Below are 16,518 nucleotides of genomic sequence, written 5' to 3' on the forward strand. Positions count from 1 at the left end.
AATGCTTTTACAGATTATGTTTTGGTTGGATATGATTTTAATCCAAATCTTGATGAATCTGAAGAAGATTTTAATTTTGATTATGCTAAATACAATACATCAATTTTAGCTGGTATGTTAGCCGCAGTAACCGAACCTTTGTACAGAAAACATACAAGTAAAAAGTTTGAAAATGATTTAAATGATCCGGCAAAGCATACCAGTAAATATTATCCGGAAGAATTGTTGCATTATGCAGTGATGCGCAAGTTTAAGGAATATTACAAGTACCCTAATCCAGATCCTAAAAGTTATTTGCATCAATACGATTCTACATTTCAAGATGTTTATAATTTGTTTGCCGATTATGATCCAGAAAACACTTCAAATTTTAATACAATTTATGCCAACGCATTCAATCATTTAAAAAATAATTTTTATGCGAACATTGAAAAGTAAATCGTTGTTCTGCCTTTTTTTATTGCCTTTAATAAGTTGGGCGCAATTAGGAAATACTTTGCATTGCGGGTTTGATTTTACTACTTATTTGGTAGTTGATGTAAAAGATGCTGCAACTCAAAATAATGTTACAGGTTTGCGTTTGTCAATTGTTGATGATGTCGGAAACGAAGTGCTAAATACAAACAACCAGCATAGCTTTTTAAATGCCAATGTACCTTTGGTATTTTCTGAAAATTATAAAATAGATAGCCATCGATGGTTTTTTCCGTATGCTTAACAAACATATTTATTAGTATTAGCAAATACATTTGCTGCTGAAGATTTTAAGTTGAAAATAGAAGATGTTGATAGCTCTGCAAACGGAAGCTTTGCAACCCAAATAATAGATTTGTATAATTACAATTTATATGTTTTATGTGCTGCAGAAAATGCTAGAGCAGCCCAATTTGGACGGAAAATAAACAATCAACCCATTGAAGTTTTTTTAACAGCTACAAAATAAAAAAGCCAACTTTTAAAGTTGGCTTTTTATATATAATTTTTAAAATTAAGCTTCCATGTAAGCCTCAATTGGCGCACAAGAACAAACTAAATTTCTATCGCCGTACGCATCATCTACACGACGAACAGAAGGCCAGAATTTGTTTTCAGCCACATATTCTAACGGGTAAGCTGCTTGTTGACGTGAATATGGTAAATCCCAAGTTTCAGCCGTTAACATAGCTAATGTGTGCGGTGAATTTTTTAATACGTTGTTTGCATCTTCAGCAGTTGCTGCTTCAATTTCTTTACGAATAGAAAGCATTGCATCACAAAAACGATCTAATTCAGCTAAATCTTCAGATTCTGTTGGTTCAATCATTAAAGTTCCAGCAACAGGGAAAGAAACCGTTGGAGCGTGGAAACCGTAATCCATTAAACGTTTCGCAATGTCAGTAACTTCAATTCCTTTTGCTTTAAACATACGGCAATCAACAATCATTTCGTGAGCTGCACGTCCTTTTTCACCTGTGTAAAGAATTTCGTAACCTTGCTCTAAACGCGCTTTCATGTAGTTTGCATTTAAAATAGCAGTAGAAGTTGCTCTTTTTAATCCGTCAGCACCTAACATAGAAATATACCCGTAAGAAATTAAGCAAACTAATGCAGAACCGTAAGGTGCAGCAGAAATAGCAGAAATTGCTTTATCTCCACCAACTTTTACAATTGGGTTAGAAGGTAAAAATTCTACTAAATGTTTTGCTACACAAATAGGACCAACACCAGGACCACCACCACCGTGAGGAATAGCAAAAGTTTTATGTAAGTTTAAGTGACAAACGTCTGCACCAATTGTTGCTGGGTTTGTTAAACCAACTTGTGCATTCATGTTTGCACCGTCCATATAAACTTGTCCACCATTTTCGTGAATGATGTTTGTAATTTCGATGATTGATGATTCGTAAACTCCATGCGTAGATGGATACGTAATCATTACACACGATAATTCGTCTTTATATTGTTCTGCTTTTGCTTTTAAATCAGCTACGTCAATATTTCCTTCTTCAGTAGTTTTGGTAACAACAACCTTCATTCCTGCCATTGCAGCAGATGCTGGGTTAGTACCATGAGCAGATGCTGGAATTAATGCAATATGACGGTGCCCTTCACCACGAGATTCGTGATACGCGCGAATAGCCATTAAACCTGCATATTCACCTTGCGCACCCGAGTTAGGTTGTAAAGTTGTACCAGCAAATCCAGTAATTACGTTTAATTGTTGTTCTAACTTGTGTAACATAGTTAGATAACCTTGTGTTTGATCTGCAGGAGCAAACGGGTGAATGTTACCCCAGTTTGGTAATGATAATGGTAACATTTCTGCAGCTGCATTCAACTTCATTGTACAAGAACCTAACGAAATCATAGAATGATTTAATGCTAAATCTTTGCGTTCTAATTTTTTAATATAACGCATTAATTGTGATTCCGATTGGTAGGTATTAAATACGTCGTGTTGTAAAAATTTAGAAGTTCTTTCTAATTTTAACGGAACAACTGTTTCAGGATCTAATTCTGTAACTGTTGGAGCTGGTTTACCAGCAACTTCAGCAAAAATAGATATTACCGTATTTACATCGTTTATGTTAGCAGCTTCGTTTAAAGAAATAGAAATTGTTTCTGCATCTACATAATAAAAGTTAACTTCATTTGCTTCAGCAACTGCTTTTACTTTTGCTGCATCTGCTTTAACTAATAATGTATCGAAAAACGCATCGTTAAGTTGTTTAAAACCTAATTGAGTTAAAGCTTTATCAATAGTTACTGCTTTTGCATGTACTTGGTTTGCAATAAATTGTAAACCTTTAGGTCCGTGATAAACAGCGTACATACCAGCCATAACAGCTAATAATACCTGAGCAGTACAAATGTTAGATGTTGCTTTTTCGCGTTTAATATGTTGCTCACGTGTTTGTAATGCCATACGTAAAGCACGGTTGCCGTTTGTATCTTGAGAAACCCCAATAATACGACCAGGCATAGAACGTTTGTATTCTTCTTTTGTTGCGAAGAAACCTGCGTGAGGACCACCAAATCCTAATGGAATACCAAAACGTTGTGTTGTACCTACAACTACGTCAGCACCCATATCACCTGGAGGAGTTAATTTTACTAACGATAATAAATCTGCTGCTACAGCAACTTTAATATCTTTAGATTTTGCAGTGTTAATGAAGTCAGCATAATCGGTTACCTGACCGTATTTACCTGGATATTGTAAAATTACAGCAAAAAAATCGTCTGTAAATTCAAAAGTTTCGTGGTTACCAATCACTAATTCAACACCAATTGGTGTAGAACGTGTTTGTAAAACAGAAATGGTTTGCGGTAAAACTTCTTCAGAAACAAAAAGTTTGTTTGCGTTGTTTTTTTTCTGATCGCGTGTGCGTACATCAAATAATAAAGCCATTGCTTCAGCAGCAGCTGTAGATTCGTCTAACAACGATGCGTTAGCGATTTCCATACCAGAAAGCTCAATTACGGTCGTCTGGAAGTTTAATAAAGCTTCTAAACGTCCTTGGGCAATTTCAGCTTGATACGGTGTGTAAGCTGTGTACCATCCTGGATTTTCAAAAACATTACGTTGAATAACAGCAGGAACAACTGCTTCGTGGTATCCTAAACCAATAAATGATTTAAATACTTTATTTTGGTTACCTAATGCTGTAATATGGCTTAAATAGTCATATTCTGTCATAGCAGGATCTAACTCAAAATCTTTTTTTAAACGAATTGTATCAGGAAGAGTTTCATGTAATAGCTGATCCATATCCTTAACACCAATTGTGTTAAACATATGTTGCAAATCACTTTGGCGAGGCCCAATGTGTCTTAAAGCAAATGCATTTGTTTTCATCGTGTTGTATAAATAAGTTGTATTTAAACAACAAAAATAAATATAAAAATCGTAATTAAATAATCGTTCACTTTATTTTATACATAATAATTAAAATCTGTAGGTAATCGTTAAAAATTTAATGTTAAATCTCGTTAGATATAAGTTAATGAAAAATAAAATTATTTTTATTTGGACTTTGTCTAAATAAAAATTAGATTTGTCAAAAAAATAATAACAATGCGTACTTACAAACACCTTCTTTTTTTAGGAGGGATTTTAGCTTTTAGTCAAACATTTGCACAGGTAACGGTTTCGGGATATGTAATCGATAACAAAAACAGATTATTGAACAATGCTAAGGTTGTTTTAAAAGGCTCAACAAAGCAAATAGAAGCACATACTAATTATACCGGAAAATATAGCTTTACTGATGTACCAGCTGGTAATTATGAATTAATTTATATACACGACTCGGAGCAAGTAATAGAAATGCTTGCTGTTAAAAATGATGATGTTGAAGTTGATTTAACAGTTGGAAAACAATTGCAAAATTCGGTTTTAGATGGTGTTGTTATAAAAGCACAATCTGTTAAAAATGAAATTGAAAAACGAGGATTTGCTGTTAATGTTATTGAAACTAAAGAAGCTGCGGTACGCAATATACAAACTAACGAACTTTTAGATCGCTCGGTTGGTGTTCGAGTTCGTCAAAACGGTGGGTTAGGAGCCGCTGTTGATTACAATTTAAACGGCATGTCGGGTAATGCAGTAAAAATATTTATTGATGGCATTCCGATTTCTACTTACGGATCGTCTTTCGATTTAAACAGTATTCCACCTGCATTAATAGAACGTATTGAAGTTTATAAAGGCGTTGTTCCGGTTTATTTGTCAGACGATGCTTTAGGAGGAGCTATAAATATTGTTTTAAAACGCGGATTAAACAGTAATGTAAGTGCATCAGTTTCTTATGGTTCTTTCAATACTTTTCAATCTAACTTAAGCTCATTATATAGAGCAGAAAAATCGGGGTTTACTTTAAAAGCTTCTGGTTTTTACAATTACTCAGATAACGATTATGAAATATGGGGCAAATTTGCTAGAAATATTCGCCCTGATGGAACTTATGAATATGTACGTGCCAAGCGATTTAATGATGCGTTTAAATCTAAAGGTGCGCGTGTAGAAGCTGGTTTTACAGATGTTTCTTGGGCAGATAGTTTTTTATTAGGTATGAATCTTTCTGATTCGTACAACGAAATTCAACACGGTTTATATATGACCGTGCCTTATAAAGATAGATATTCTAAAAGTAATGCAAATGTGTTTAGTTTAGATTATCGAAAAAGGAATCTTTTATTAAACGGATTAGATTTTGACTTTAATGGATCGATTAGTAATCGTAAACAATTAATAAGTGATTTAAACCCGTACCGTTACAATTGGTATGGCGAAATTGCTAAAGGTTTGTACGGTGAAGAACTAAAAACGCCAGGCGGAGCACAACAAGGTGCGCCAACATTAAATCATATAGACCGAACCATTGCAACCTTTAGAACAGGATTAAGCTACGAATTTTTACCAAATAATAGATTTTTAGTAAACCACATGTTTTATGATGTAGATCGTAACGACAGAGATGAACTTAAATCCATTCAACAACAAGCATTTAGTGGTAAGCGTAAATTAACTAAAAACATTACTTCGTTGGCTTACGATGCCCGTTTTATTGAAGATAAATTGAAACTAAATGTTTTTTCTAAATTTTATAGACAAGATATTGAAAAAACAGATCCGGTTTTAGAAACCATAAACGGAGTTGCTACCCGTGTTGATAAAAGAACGGCAAGTACAAAAAACGACGTAGGTTACGGAATTGCAACTTCTTACTTAATTAAGCCCGCTGTTGCTATTTTGTTTTCAGCAGAGCGCGCAGTTCGTTTACCTTCAGAGAATGAAGTTTTTGGTAATCCTGGCGAAAACATGACAGAAAATCCTGGTTTACGACCAGAAGTAAGTGATAATTTTAATTTGGGAGGTAAAATAGGACCTTACCAAATCAACAAACATAAAATTTCATTTTCCGTTTCCGGATTTATTCGCGATGCGAAAGATAAAATTGTACGCCAAGTAAACGACCGTTTAAACGATGCACAGCAAGTTGCTCCGTTTGAAAACTTAGGAAAAACGAAGGCTAAAGGTTTTGAAGCCGAAATATTTTACAGTTTTTCGAACCGTTTAAATGTTGGTTTAAACGTGTCTAAATTTAGCTCGGTATTTAATTTAAAAAATGATCCAAATGGTAATGAATATGTGGGTCGTTACAACGTACAAATTCCGAACGAACCGTTTTTTACTTTTAACGGTAACGTACAATATTCCTTTAACGATGTTTTGCTAAAAAAAAGCAAGTTGTTTTTAAATTATGGTTTTGGCTTTGTAGATTCTTTTTATACCATTTGGAATCCGGGAAGCGGTATTACTAATCGTGATGATTTGTTAAGGCAAGCACAAACACCAACACAACTTATTCAAGATATTGGTTTAAGCTACATATTTCCTAACAAACAATTTGTAGTCAGTTTTGATGCTAAAAATATTTTTGACCAACAAGCTTATGACAATTATGCGGTTCAAAAACCCGGGCGTGCATTTTATGTAAAACTTACATATAATTTAAGTAAATTCTAAATATTAATTTAATATTGTTATGAAAAACAAACAATTTAAATCATTCCTTTTAAGTGCCTTAGTAGGTGTTTTTATTGTAGGATGTTCAAGTGATGATTCTTCATCAAACAACAACCCAGAACCACAACCAGAAACTTCTAGATGGATTACAATTGCCGGTTCTAAAATGGGAGAAACCCCAGGTGATGGTAATGGAGGAACAGTATTATTTGCTGTTACTAAAGAGCAAGCTGCCGATCCAAATTATTCTGTTTCATTATTTTCAGAAGAAGCCAATCGTGGTGGATTTGGTGTGAAATCAGCTCGCACTGCAAGATTACAATCTATTGAAAATGGTCGTTATATAGTTAACGTACAATATGGCGGTACAGATGGAGGACAAGTAGACAAGTATTTGGTTCAAGGACAAGGAAATTATACTGTTACAAGCGGAGCAAATATTTCATCACAAGTTGGTTCATCACCGCGTTGGGTAAAATTATTTGATGGTGATAAAACTGGTGTTGCTGTGAACGTAACTGCACCAACAGCAAATAATGCTGGAACTGATGCACCTTATGAATATACGGTAGGTAATGCAACAATTTTAAAATTTGGTTTGCAAAGTTTAGCAATTGAAGGATATAATCAACCGTATCAATTACGACTAGAAGATAAAGAAGAAGAAAAAGAAGGACATCACATTTTCAGATTAGATGCACCGGTGTTAAATAAAGCCGCTGATAAATTATTAATCGGAACTTGGATGCGTAAAACGGATCCGTTAACAGGTACTGTAGCAACAGCAGGAAGTTATTCTCGTTTAGGTTCTAAAACCGTTGTTGTAGATTATCCATCCCTACAAAATCCAAAAGTTATTACATCAACTCAAGGACACGGAGATACATCGGGATACCGTAGTTTTAATTCGTTCTTAGCAGATGATGGTGCTATTTACCAAGCAACGCAGCGTGATGAAAATGGATCTAAAATATTAAGAATTGGTTCGAATAATGAATACGACAATAGCTATGTTTTAAGCTTAGACGATGCATTAGGTGTTCAAAACTCTTATATTGATTCTTGGCGTTATGTAGGTAACGGAATTGCTTATGCGCTTTATACTCACGGAGGTAATTCACAAGGTTATGTAGCACGTTTAGATTTAAATGCTAAAACTGCTGAAAAAGTTGACTTACCTTATGATCCAGCAGTTGATTTTGGTCAGTACCAAGGATTTGTTGTTGACGGGGATAACCTATACATAACTTTTGCACCAGTTGGTAAAAATGGTAACATATATATTATTAACAGCAAAACCAATCAAATAACTAAAGGAGCAACTTTAGTAAACCAAGCAGGTAATAACTTTATTGGTGTTTTCTAATAAATTTTAAGTTAATTGTTTTATATTCATCAGGCCTTAAAGTAGTATTCTTTAAGGCCTGATTTTTTATGAAAACAGTCCTTAAAAATATATTTGATTTTTACATAAACGCCAGCATTCATGTTGGTTTTGCTACGTTAAGCTTGGTGCTTTTAACGTACTATTTTTCGCATTTAAAAATAAGTTATGCGGTTTGTGGCTTGGTTTTTTTTGGTACTATTTTTAGTTATAATTTTATAAAATATTATTCGGTTTTTTATTCGCGCCAAAAACAAAAAAAATCGGTTTATTATATTCTAGCGTTAAGCGTTTTAAGCATGTTATTGGCTGGTTTGTGCTTTTTGTTATTAAATCGTACCACGCAAATAATTGCTTTGTTGTTTGGTGCCTTAACTTTGTTGTATGCCATTCCGGTAGGAAAACTAAAAAAAAACTTACGAAACCTTTCTGGAATTAAAATATATATTGTTTCGTTTTGTTGGGCTGGGGCAACTTTGTTGCTGCCTTTGCTTAATGCTGATTATGTATTAAACACCGACGTTTTAGCCAAGTTTATTCAGCGCTTCATTATAACATTACTTTTAATTTTAATTTTTGAAATAAAGGATTTAGAAGTTGATGATCCAAACCTTAAAACGTTTCCGCAAATTTTTGGCGTACTAAAAACCAAACTTTTTATTGTTTTGTTGTGCATCCCTTTTTATGTGCTCGAATTTTTTAAAACAGGATATTACGCCAATCAATGGTTAGTAAACCTTATTTTAGTAGCAGTTATAATTACTTTTACCTATTTTGTAAATCCCAATCGCAACAAATATTTTACCTTATTTTGGGTAGAAGCAGTTCCTATATTATGGTTGTTTCTTTCCTTAAGTATCAATTAAATAAACATGAAACTCAGTTTAACTCAAATGTCCGAATTAAAAGACGCTATTTTGTCTTTACCCGAAAAAGAAAAAGACAAACTTTTGGTTCGGTTAATCAATAAAGATCAAATGCTAATTAAGCAATTGCATTTTAAATTGTTAGAAAATGAATCCGATTTAGAAGCGCGTTTTTACGAATTACAAAACACCATAACCGAAAGCTTTTTGTATGTAAAAAAACAAGCCAACCGTATGTCCGAACATAAAAAGTACGATGCGGTTAACAATCATGCCCGCCAGCTTAACGGATGGGTAAACGAACATGCATCCATTACAAAAGATAAAGTATCAGAATTTCAACTTCGTTTGTTAATTCTGCATTTGTGCTTTACTAATTTCCCGGATTTTTACCAATTGTATTTTCCGAATAAAAATGCCGACAAACATTTTGATTACCTAACCGGTCGATTAAAAGCTGTTTTAGCACTTTATGATAAATTGCACGAAGATTTGCAATACGATTACAAACCCCAATTGTTAGAAGTTTTAGAATTTGTTTTAAACAGTTCGTTATCAAGCAATGCAGAAGCGAAAGATTTATTGCTAACTCCGTATTTTGATTAAGTTTAAAAAAAGCTTTGTTTTTAGCTTATTTACTGCCTTATAATTTTGTCAGAATAAACAGAAATCTTAATTTAGAAACCAAAATTAACATATTAACTCAGCAAATACATTATGGGATTGCGATCATTTTTAAGAGTTCCGGCTCATAAATCAACATCAATTAACTTTTCACTATTACTGCTTCGCATTGTTGCAGGTGGTTTTATGCTAACACACGGTTTTGGCAAAATGCAAAAACTTTTTCTGGGCGATTTTACTTTTTCTGATCCGTTAGGCATCGGTATGGAACTTTCGTTAATATTAACCGTATTTGCAGAAATTGTTTGTGCCTTATTTATTGTTTTGGGCTTGTTTACCCGTTTTGTAAGTATTCCACTTATGATTACCATGATTGTTGCAGTATTTATTGTACATGCAGGTCATGATTTTGGCCGAAAAGAATTGGGCTTATTTTACTTAGCTTCGTATTTTATATTATTTATTTCGGGACCGGGCAAATATAGCTTAGATGCTAAATTATATTAAACCCAATAAAATAATGCTAAATAATTAGGTTGGTGTATTACAATATTGTATCTTAATTCAAGAATTTTAAAACATTAAAAAATCAGCGTTTACGCTAAATTATAGAATAATATTGGTTGATTAATTTTGAGATAAAAGGGATTTATTTTTTAATCAACAGTTTGGCTACTGCTTACAGTAGCCTTACGCTTTTACACGATTATTAGAATAGTTATATTAATAATAAATTGTTTTTGTTCACTTAAAAAGCTGTAGTTTTACTATAGCTTTTTATTTTTTACGTAACTTGTTTAAAAAAATGATATGAGTTTTATTTTGAATAACAAATTAACCATTCCGGCTATTGGATTTGGTACTTGGCAATTAACCGAAGATGTAGAAAAAGTAATAACCGAAGCTGTAAAAGCAGGTTATAAACATATTGATACCGCAGCTGCTTATGGTAACGAAGCTGCTATTGGTGCAACCTTAAAAAAATTAAACGTAAACCGCGAAACTATTTTTTTAACTTCTAAAGTTTGGAAATCTGATTTAGGTTACGAATCAACCTTAAAAGCTTTTGAACAAAGCTTACATAATTTACAAACCGATTATTTAGATTTATATCTTATTCATTGGCCCGTAAAAAACTCCGAAAGCAATTGGGAGCAAGTAAATGCAGAAACTTGGCGCGCGTTAGAATATCTGTATAAAAACGGTAAAGTAAAAGCTATTGGTGTTTCTAATTTTTTAGTTCATCATTTAGAATCGTTACTAGAAAATAGCACCATTAAACCAATGGTTAATCAAATAGAATATCACCCGGGGTATTTGCAACCCGAAACGGTTACTTATTGTAAAGCTGCCGATATTTTAGTAGAAGCTTGGAGCCCGATTGGTTCTGGTAGGTTATTACAAGATTCAACGTTGGTTAAAATGGCTAAAAAATACAACGTGCAAGTGGCGCAATTATGTATTCAGTTTGCGTTACAAAATAATATTGTACCGTTGCCTAAATCTACCAATTCAAAAAATATTGCAGCAAACATTCAGTTTGAACCTTTTGTAATTGCGCAAGAAGATTTAAACGAAATTTATGACATGAACGAAGTTGGATTTTCAGGTTTATTACCTGATTTAGTTCCGTTTTAATATGCCTTCTTTATTCGATCAAAATCCTACAAACCATAATATATTGCCCTACCAAGGCGAAGCAATATATTATGGTTTTGCTTTTTCTGATGCCGAAGCAACTGCTTATTTTAATTTATTATTTAATCAAATTGAGTGGCAAAACGATCAGGCCCTTATTTTTGGCAAGTTAGTAACCACAAAACGTAAAGTTGCTTGGTACGGTACGCAAGCTTTTTCGTACACGTATTCAAACATTCAAAAAACAGCACTTCCATTTACAGCAGATCTTTTAGCTATAAAAGCCAAAGTAGAGCAAATTTCTGGGGCAACTTACAATTCTTGTCTTTTAAACTTATATCATGATGGAAGCGAAGGAATGGCTTGGCATAGCGATGCCGAAAAACAATTGCAAAAAAATGGCGCTATTGCATCAGTAAGTTTTGGAGCAACTCGTACTTTTTGTTTTAAACATAAAACAACTAAAGAAAAAATAGATGTTATTTTACCGTCTGGTAGCTTATTAGTTATGCAAGGCGAAACACAAACGCATTGGTTGCATCGTTTACCACCAACCAAAAAGGTTATTGCGCCACGCATTAATTTAACTTTTAGAACCATTGTAGAAACACAAAAAAATGATAATATTTTATAAAAACAAGAGTTATCCAAATTGAGTTTTATATTTTTGAATGACAAAAAAGACATAAAATGTTACAACTAACAAATACCTTAACAAACAATCAAAACATTGTTTATTTAGTTCAGCCCAATGCTGCCATAGAAAATAACGTGCCAACGCATATTCAATCTGCATTTAAAAGCTTTGTTGCTAGTGATTTAAATGAAGATTATGTGAAAATAGGAACCGATTTTTTCTTTTTTGTAAAAGAAAATTCAGATTTAGAAAAATTACGCGTTGCCGGATTTAATGTACGTCAAAAACTAGATAAAAATATTGCATCTATTACCTTAGTTGGTAACGGAGAACAAGCTTTGGCTTTGGCCGAAGGAATTGCCTTGTCAAATTATCAGTTTCTAAAATACTTTTCAGATGCCGATGAAAAGGAATATATGTTAGAAACCATTTATATGTTAGGCAATGTAACTGCAGAACAAATTAACGAAATGAACCAAATTATTAAGGCCGTTTTTTGGGGCCGTGATATGGTAAACGAACCTTCGTCGTATTTATCTGCTGTACAATTAGCAAAAGAAATTCAAGAAATTGGAGCCGAAGCACATTTAAATGTTGAGGTACTTAACAAAAAAGCCATTCAAGAACTTAAAATGGGCGGATTGCTTGCTGTTAACTTAGGTTCTATTGAGCCACCAACGTTTACTATTGTAGAATATAAGCCAGAAAAACCGATTAACAAAAAACCAATTGTTTTAGTTGGAAAAGGCGTGGTTTACGATACCGGAGGTTTATCTTTAAAACCAACTGCCGGATCTATGGATTTAATGAAATCGGATATGGGTGGAGCAGCTTGTATGGCAGGTACTATTTATGCTGCAGCTTTAAATAAATTAAACGTACATATTATTACTTTAATTCCTGCAACCGATAACCGACCAGGGCAAAATGCTTATGCGCCTGGCGATGTAATTAAAATGTATGATGGCACAACCGTTGAAGTTTTAAATACGGATGCAGAAGGCCGAATGATTTTAGCCGATGCAATTGCTTACGCCAACCAATTTGAACCGGAATTAATTATTAATGCTGCAACTTTAACCGGAGCTGCATTAGTTGCAGCTGGTACACGCGCAAGTTGTTTAATGAGTAATGCAGATGCTAACCTTACTAAACAAGTACTTGATGCAGGCCAATATGTACACGAACGCATGATTGAATTACCACTGTGGGACGATTATAAAGAACAAATAAAATCGTCAATAGCCGATTTAAAAAATATTGGTGGTCGTGATGCGGGTACAATTACTGCAGGTAAGTTTTTAGAGCATTTTGCAAAACAACCTTTTATGCATATTGATATTGCTGGACCAGCTTTTACCGAACGTTTAGAAAATTATAAAGGAAACGGTGGTACCGGTACAGGAATACGCACATTATATCACTTTTTAAAAAATTTAAAATAGTATTACATGTAAAAGGCTGAGTTTAACTCAGCCTTTTTTTGTTAACAGCAAGTTGTTGTTTTAACGTTTTATTTGATTTTTATTTAGATAAATGCAGTTTACTATTAAAAAATGATTAGAAAACGCCGAACTTAATCTATATTAATTAATTTTTGGTTGTTCTGTTTTATCTTTGTACTACAAATCAATAAAAAATAATATTCGATATGAAAAAAGTATTTCTTGTAATGGCTTTAGCCGTAAGTTCATTAGTTGCAACTGCACAAAACTTTACAAATGATAAAGCGCACTCTAAATTAGGTTTTTCTGTTTCTCACTTAACAATATCTGACGTAGAAGGACAATTTAATGATTTTACTGTTCATTTATCATCTTTTGAAAATCAAAACGTTTTAGGATCAAAATTCCATGTTGTTGCTGAAATTAATTCTATCAACACAGGAATCGAAGCTAGAGATAATCACTTAAAATCGGCAGATTTTTTTGATGCTGCAAAAAATCCAAGATTAGAGTTTCAATCTAAATCAATCAAGAAAGTAAAAGGAAATAACTATAAATTAGTAGGTGATTTAACTTTACACGGGGTAACAAAATCGGTTACTTTAGATTTAATTTATAACGGTAGCGTAGATAACCAAGGTGTGATAACTTACGGATTTACAGTTAAAGGTAAATTAAACAGAAATGATTTTGGTGTAGGTGCAGGTTTCCCAACGGCTGTAGTTGGAGATGAGGTTACTCTTGTTTCTAACTTAGAATTTGCAACTCCAAAAGCAAAATAATTTACAAAAAGTAAAATAAAAAAAGCGAAGTTTTAAACTTCGCTTTTTTATTTATTTCTAGGATTTCTTCGTTCATTACGTAATGGTCTTTCTGCCATTGGTTTTCTATCTAATTCTCGATCGGATTGGTTTGAAGATGAAGTTGCGTTTCTGCGTTCATTTCTTGGCGCTCTTGCTTGTTTTTCACTTTGTTTTTCTCTCGGAAAATTACGTTTTGCTGGTGCAACTTGTGGTCCTTCTTCTGCTGGTATATGTTTATCAGAACTCGAAATAATCTGATTTAATTCTTTCATTTCAGCTGCAGTTAACTTTCTGTGTTCGCCCACTGCAATATCTAAACTAATGTTTAAAACACGAATGCGTTTTAAATGCATCACTTCATAATCAAAATATTCACACATACGTCTAATCTGACGGTTTAGCCCTTGGGTTAAAAATATTCTGAAAATGTTTTTGCTAATCTGTTCTACTCGGCATTTTTTGGTAACGGTATCTAAAATAGGTACACCATTACGCATGCCTTCAATAAAACGTTCGGTTATGGGTTTGTTTACGGTTACTAAATATTCTTTTTCGTGGTTGTTACTACCGCGTAAAATTTTATTAACAATATCCCCATCGTTAGTCATTAAAATTAAACCTTCAGAATCTTTATCTAATCGGCCAATAGGAAAAATGCGTTCGTGATAATTAATATAATCAACAATGTTATTTTTTACTGCAGTATTGGTAGTACATTCAATACCAATTGGTTTGTAAAAAGCAAGGTAAGTAAAGGCATCTTGTTTGGCTTTAATTAATTGTCCGTTAACACGTATTTCATCGTCATCGCTAACGCGCGTGCCCATTTCTGGAACAATGTCGTTAACGGTTACACGTCCTTCTTCAATTAATCGGTCTGCCTCACGGCGTGAGCAAAAACCACTTTCTGATAAAAATTTATTGAGCCTTTTTTTCTGATCTTCCATGGTGCAAAGATACATTTTTTTCTAGTTCATCTTCTTCCCAAATAAATTTCTCTATTACTTTAAAAATGCCGTCATCTTGCAAGGCGTGACCTTTACCAACGGTTTGATAAAGCTTTGAATTTTTCCAAACTTCGGTAATTTTTAAGGCGTTACCAAATGGAACAATTTCATCGTTTAAATCATGAATTACCAATCCTTTCGCCGCGTAATTCTGAATAAAATTAATTTCTTGCGCTGTGTTTTCTTCAAAATTAAATCTGTTTTCTATATAGCGTAAAAAGTTGTGATACGCCTTATCATTCATTCCGATTAAGCGTTTGTAATAGGCAGAAATAGAAGTAAATTGGCTTGGCGCACCCATTACAATTATTTTTTTTACGCAAGCTGATGCATAAATGCTTTGGTGGTACATGGTTACAGCTCCACCCATAGAATGGCCAATAATTACCTCTGGCTGATATTTTTGAATAACTTGTTCTAAAAATTTGGTGTATTCTATTACATTTAATTCATCGCCGCTCGATAAACCTTGGGCTGGGCCATCAACCGAAATAAAGGTATAGTTTTTAAATTTTAAATAGTACAACAACCAGCTCCAACGCATCGAATTACTTTCCCAACCGTGAACTAAAAGCACTTTTTTTGGGCCGTTTCGCCAAATGTAAATTTGATATTTTTGGTCGTCAATTTCAATAAATTCTTTATCAGCAAAAATATGTAACGGATTCAGCTCTTTTAAAGTAAGTTTACCTTCGCTTGGACGAGAAAAAAAACGGTAGGCAAGGGCCGAGGCCATTTTTGGACTAAAGAAATTAATGCTGTTAATTAAAAATCCTAACGATTTGGTTTTTAACTCGTAAAAAAAATTGCCATTCATAAAAATAGAAATGCTTCGGGTAAAATGCTACGTAAATTTAGTCAATTTATTTGTTTTAAACTTTAGTATTTAACATATATATAAGGCAGAATAAAATATTTTATGTAATTTTGCATTCAAATTAGCCTTGCTTAATTTTATTTAAAAAAAGATAAAATGATATTACCAATTATAGGATATGGAGATCCGGTTTTACGTAAAGTTGGAACTGACATAACTAAAGATTACCCTAATTTAAACGAATTGATTGCCAATATGTTTGACACCATGTACAATGCTTATGGCGTTGGTTTGGCTGCCCCACAGATTGGTTTACCTATTCGTATGTTTGTGATAGATTGTGATGCATTTAGCGATTCTGAAGATTTATCACCAGAGCAACAAGCAAAACTTAAAGGACTTAAAAAAACGTTTATAAACGCAAAAATTACTAAAGAAGAAGGTGATGAATGGGCTTTTAACGAAGGTTGTTTATCTATTCCTGATGTGCGTGAAGATGTTTTTAGAAAAGAGCGTATTACGATTGAATATGTTGATGAAAATTTTGTACCTCATACCGATGTTTACGACGGTTTAGCGGCACGCGTAATTCAGCACGAATACGATCATATTGAAGGTGTTTTATTTACCGATAAAATATCATCTTTAAAAAAACGATTAAATACCAAAAAACTAAATAATATCATGGAAGGCAAAGCTTTTCCTGATTATAAAATGAAATTTATTAATAAAAAAGGACGTTAATTTCTTGTTTTTTTAAATAAAACATAGATATTTGCCATCCTT

Annotated in this window: 16 protein-coding genes; 13 read left to right on the forward strand and 3 right to left on the reverse strand. The window is 33.2% G+C overall.

The genetic code is table 11. The features are described from left to right. Window positions 1-21 precede the first annotated feature (21 nt). Genes K5I29_RS01510 through K5I29_RS01520 form a run of 3 tightly spaced genes read left to right on the forward strand, consistent with a single transcriptional unit; the run spans window position 22 to window position 943 of the window. A complete protein-coding gene (locus K5I29_RS01510) occupies window positions 22-438 on the forward strand; it encodes a hypothetical protein (RefSeq protein ID WP_264434101.1) in 417 nt (138 codons plus the stop codon). Then, window positions 419-718, forward strand: a complete 300-nt coding sequence (locus tag K5I29_RS01515; RefSeq protein WP_264434102.1) for a hypothetical protein — start codon at window positions 419-421, stop codon at window positions 716-718. The genes K5I29_RS01510 and K5I29_RS01515 overlap by 20 nt, the downstream gene beginning before the upstream one ends. 51 nt (window positions 719-769) lie before the next feature. Then, a complete protein-coding gene (locus K5I29_RS01520; protein ID WP_264434103.1) occupies window positions 770-943 on the forward strand; it encodes a hypothetical protein in 174 nt (57 codons plus the stop codon). A gap of 45 nt (window positions 944-988) precedes the next feature. Here the strand turns inward: K5I29_RS01520 and gcvP are convergent, their stop codons facing one another. Further along, complete coding sequence (gene gcvP, locus K5I29_RS01525) at window positions 989-3,838, reverse strand: aminomethyl-transferring glycine dehydrogenase (protein WP_264434104.1); 2,850 nt, start codon at window positions 3,836-3,838, stop codon at window positions 989-991. A gap of 219 nt (window positions 3,839-4,057) precedes the next feature. On the opposite strand from gcvP, the gene K5I29_RS01530 reads away from it, so the two are divergent. The 9 genes from K5I29_RS01530 to K5I29_RS01570 all read left to right on the forward strand — a co-directional run bounded on the left by K5I29_RS01530 (window position 4,058) and on the right by K5I29_RS01570 (window position 13,887). Then, entirely contained in the window at window positions 4,058-6,511 is a 2,454-nt protein-coding gene (locus K5I29_RS01530) for a TonB-dependent receptor (RefSeq protein WP_264434105.1), read from the forward strand. A gap of 19 nt (window positions 6,512-6,530) precedes the next feature. Next, window positions 6,531-7,877, forward strand: coding sequence for a hypothetical protein (locus tag K5I29_RS01535; protein WP_264434106.1), 1,347 nt, complete (start codon window positions 6,531-6,533; stop codon window positions 7,875-7,877). A 68-nt stretch (window positions 7,878-7,945) separates the two neighbouring features. Then, the gene (locus K5I29_RS01540; RefSeq protein WP_264434107.1) at window positions 7,946-8,761 is read left to right on the forward strand and encodes a UbiA prenyltransferase family protein; all 816 of its coding nucleotides are present in this window, start codon (window positions 7,946-7,948) and stop codon (window positions 8,759-8,761) included. A gap of 6 nt (window positions 8,762-8,767) precedes the next feature. Next, a complete protein-coding gene (locus K5I29_RS01545; RefSeq protein WP_264434108.1) occupies window positions 8,768-9,367 on the forward strand; it encodes a hypothetical protein in 600 nt (199 codons plus the stop codon). 117 nt (window positions 9,368-9,484) lie between these two features. After that, window positions 9,485-9,892: a DoxX family protein gene (locus tag K5I29_RS01550; RefSeq protein ID WP_264434109.1), complete on the forward strand. Its 408-nt coding sequence runs from the start codon at window positions 9,485-9,487 to the stop codon at window positions 9,890-9,892. A 303-nt stretch (window positions 9,893-10,195) separates the two neighbouring features. Next, a complete protein-coding gene (locus K5I29_RS01555) occupies window positions 10,196-11,023 on the forward strand; it encodes an aldo/keto reductase (protein ID WP_264434110.1) in 828 nt (275 codons plus the stop codon). A gap of 1 nt (window position 11,024) precedes the next feature. Continuing rightward, window positions 11,025-11,657 carry an alpha-ketoglutarate-dependent dioxygenase AlkB family protein gene (locus K5I29_RS01560; RefSeq protein ID WP_264434111.1) on the forward strand — a complete coding sequence of 211 codons (633 nt, stop codon included), beginning with the start codon at window positions 11,025-11,027 and terminating at the stop codon, window positions 11,655-11,657. 56 nt (window positions 11,658-11,713) lie between these two features. Further along, window positions 11,714-13,105 (forward strand): leucyl aminopeptidase family protein, encoded by a 1,392-nt coding sequence (locus tag K5I29_RS01565; protein WP_264434112.1) that lies wholly within the window; start codon window positions 11,714-11,716, stop codon window positions 13,103-13,105. Window positions 13,106-13,311: 206 nt separating this feature from the next. Then, window positions 13,312-13,887, forward strand: a complete 576-nt coding sequence (locus K5I29_RS01570) for a YceI family protein (RefSeq protein WP_264434113.1) — start codon at window positions 13,312-13,314, stop codon at window positions 13,885-13,887. Between the two features lie 47 nt (window positions 13,888-13,934). Here the strand turns inward: K5I29_RS01570 and rluF are convergent, their stop codons facing one another. Continuing rightward, complete coding sequence (gene rluF / locus K5I29_RS01575; protein ID WP_264434114.1) at window positions 13,935-14,855, reverse strand: 23S rRNA pseudouridine(2604) synthase RluF; 921 nt, start codon at window positions 14,853-14,855, stop codon at window positions 13,935-13,937. Continuing rightward, window positions 14,827-15,732 (reverse strand): alpha/beta fold hydrolase, encoded by a 906-nt coding sequence (locus K5I29_RS01580; RefSeq protein WP_264434115.1) that lies wholly within the window; start codon window positions 15,730-15,732, stop codon window positions 14,827-14,829. The genes rluF and K5I29_RS01580 overlap by 29 nt, the downstream gene beginning before the upstream one ends. A 156-nt stretch (window positions 15,733-15,888) precedes the next feature. On the opposite strand from K5I29_RS01580, the gene def reads away from it, so the two are divergent. Then, entirely contained in the window at window positions 15,889-16,476 is a 588-nt protein-coding gene (def, locus tag K5I29_RS01585; protein WP_264434116.1) for a peptide deformylase, read from the forward strand. The last annotated feature ends 42 nt before the right edge of the window (window positions 16,477-16,518 follow it).

The organism is Flavobacterium agricola, assembly GCF_025919725.1.
Classification (GTDB): Bacteria; Bacteroidota; Bacteroidia; order Flavobacteriales; family Flavobacteriaceae; genus Flavobacterium; species Flavobacterium agricola.

Excerpts from the sequence above, each read along its gene's own strand:
- K5I29_RS01515 (WP_264434102.1), top strand. The coding sequence starts at position 419 with ATGCGAACATTGAAAAGTAAATCGTTGTTCTGCCTTTTTTTATTGCCT.
- gcvP (WP_264434104.1), bottom strand. The coding sequence starts at position 3,838 with ATGAAAACAAATGCATTTGCTTTAAGACACATTGGGCCTCGCCAAAGT.
- K5I29_RS01530 (WP_264434105.1), top strand. The coding sequence starts at position 4,058 with ATGCGTACTTACAAACACCTTCTTTTTTTAGGAGGGATTTTAGCTTTT.
- K5I29_RS01535 (WP_264434106.1), top strand. The coding sequence starts at position 6,531 with ATGAAAAACAAACAATTTAAATCATTCCTTTTAAGTGCCTTAGTAGGT.
- K5I29_RS01540 (WP_264434107.1), top strand. The coding sequence starts at position 7,946 with ATGAAAACAGTCCTTAAAAATATATTTGATTTTTACATAAACGCCAGC.
- K5I29_RS01545 (WP_264434108.1), top strand. The coding sequence starts at position 8,768 with ATGAAACTCAGTTTAACTCAAATGTCCGAATTAAAAGACGCTATTTTG.
- K5I29_RS01555 (WP_264434110.1), top strand. The coding sequence starts at position 10,196 with ATGAGTTTTATTTTGAATAACAAATTAACCATTCCGGCTATTGGATTT.
- K5I29_RS01560 (WP_264434111.1), top strand. The coding sequence starts at position 11,025 with ATGCCTTCTTTATTCGATCAAAATCCTACAAACCATAATATATTGCCC.
- K5I29_RS01565 (WP_264434112.1), top strand. The coding sequence starts at position 11,714 with ATGTTACAACTAACAAATACCTTAACAAACAATCAAAACATTGTTTAT.
- K5I29_RS01570 (WP_264434113.1), top strand. The coding sequence starts at position 13,312 with ATGAAAAAAGTATTTCTTGTAATGGCTTTAGCCGTAAGTTCATTAGTT.
- rluF (WP_264434114.1), bottom strand. The coding sequence starts at position 14,855 with ATGGAAGATCAGAAAAAAAGGCTCAATAAATTTTTATCAGAAAGTGGT.
- K5I29_RS01580 (WP_264434115.1), bottom strand. The coding sequence starts at position 15,732 with ATGAATGGCAATTTTTTTTACGAGTTAAAAACCAAATCGTTAGGATTT.
- def (WP_264434116.1), top strand. The coding sequence starts at position 15,889 with ATGATATTACCAATTATAGGATATGGAGATCCGGTTTTACGTAAAGTT.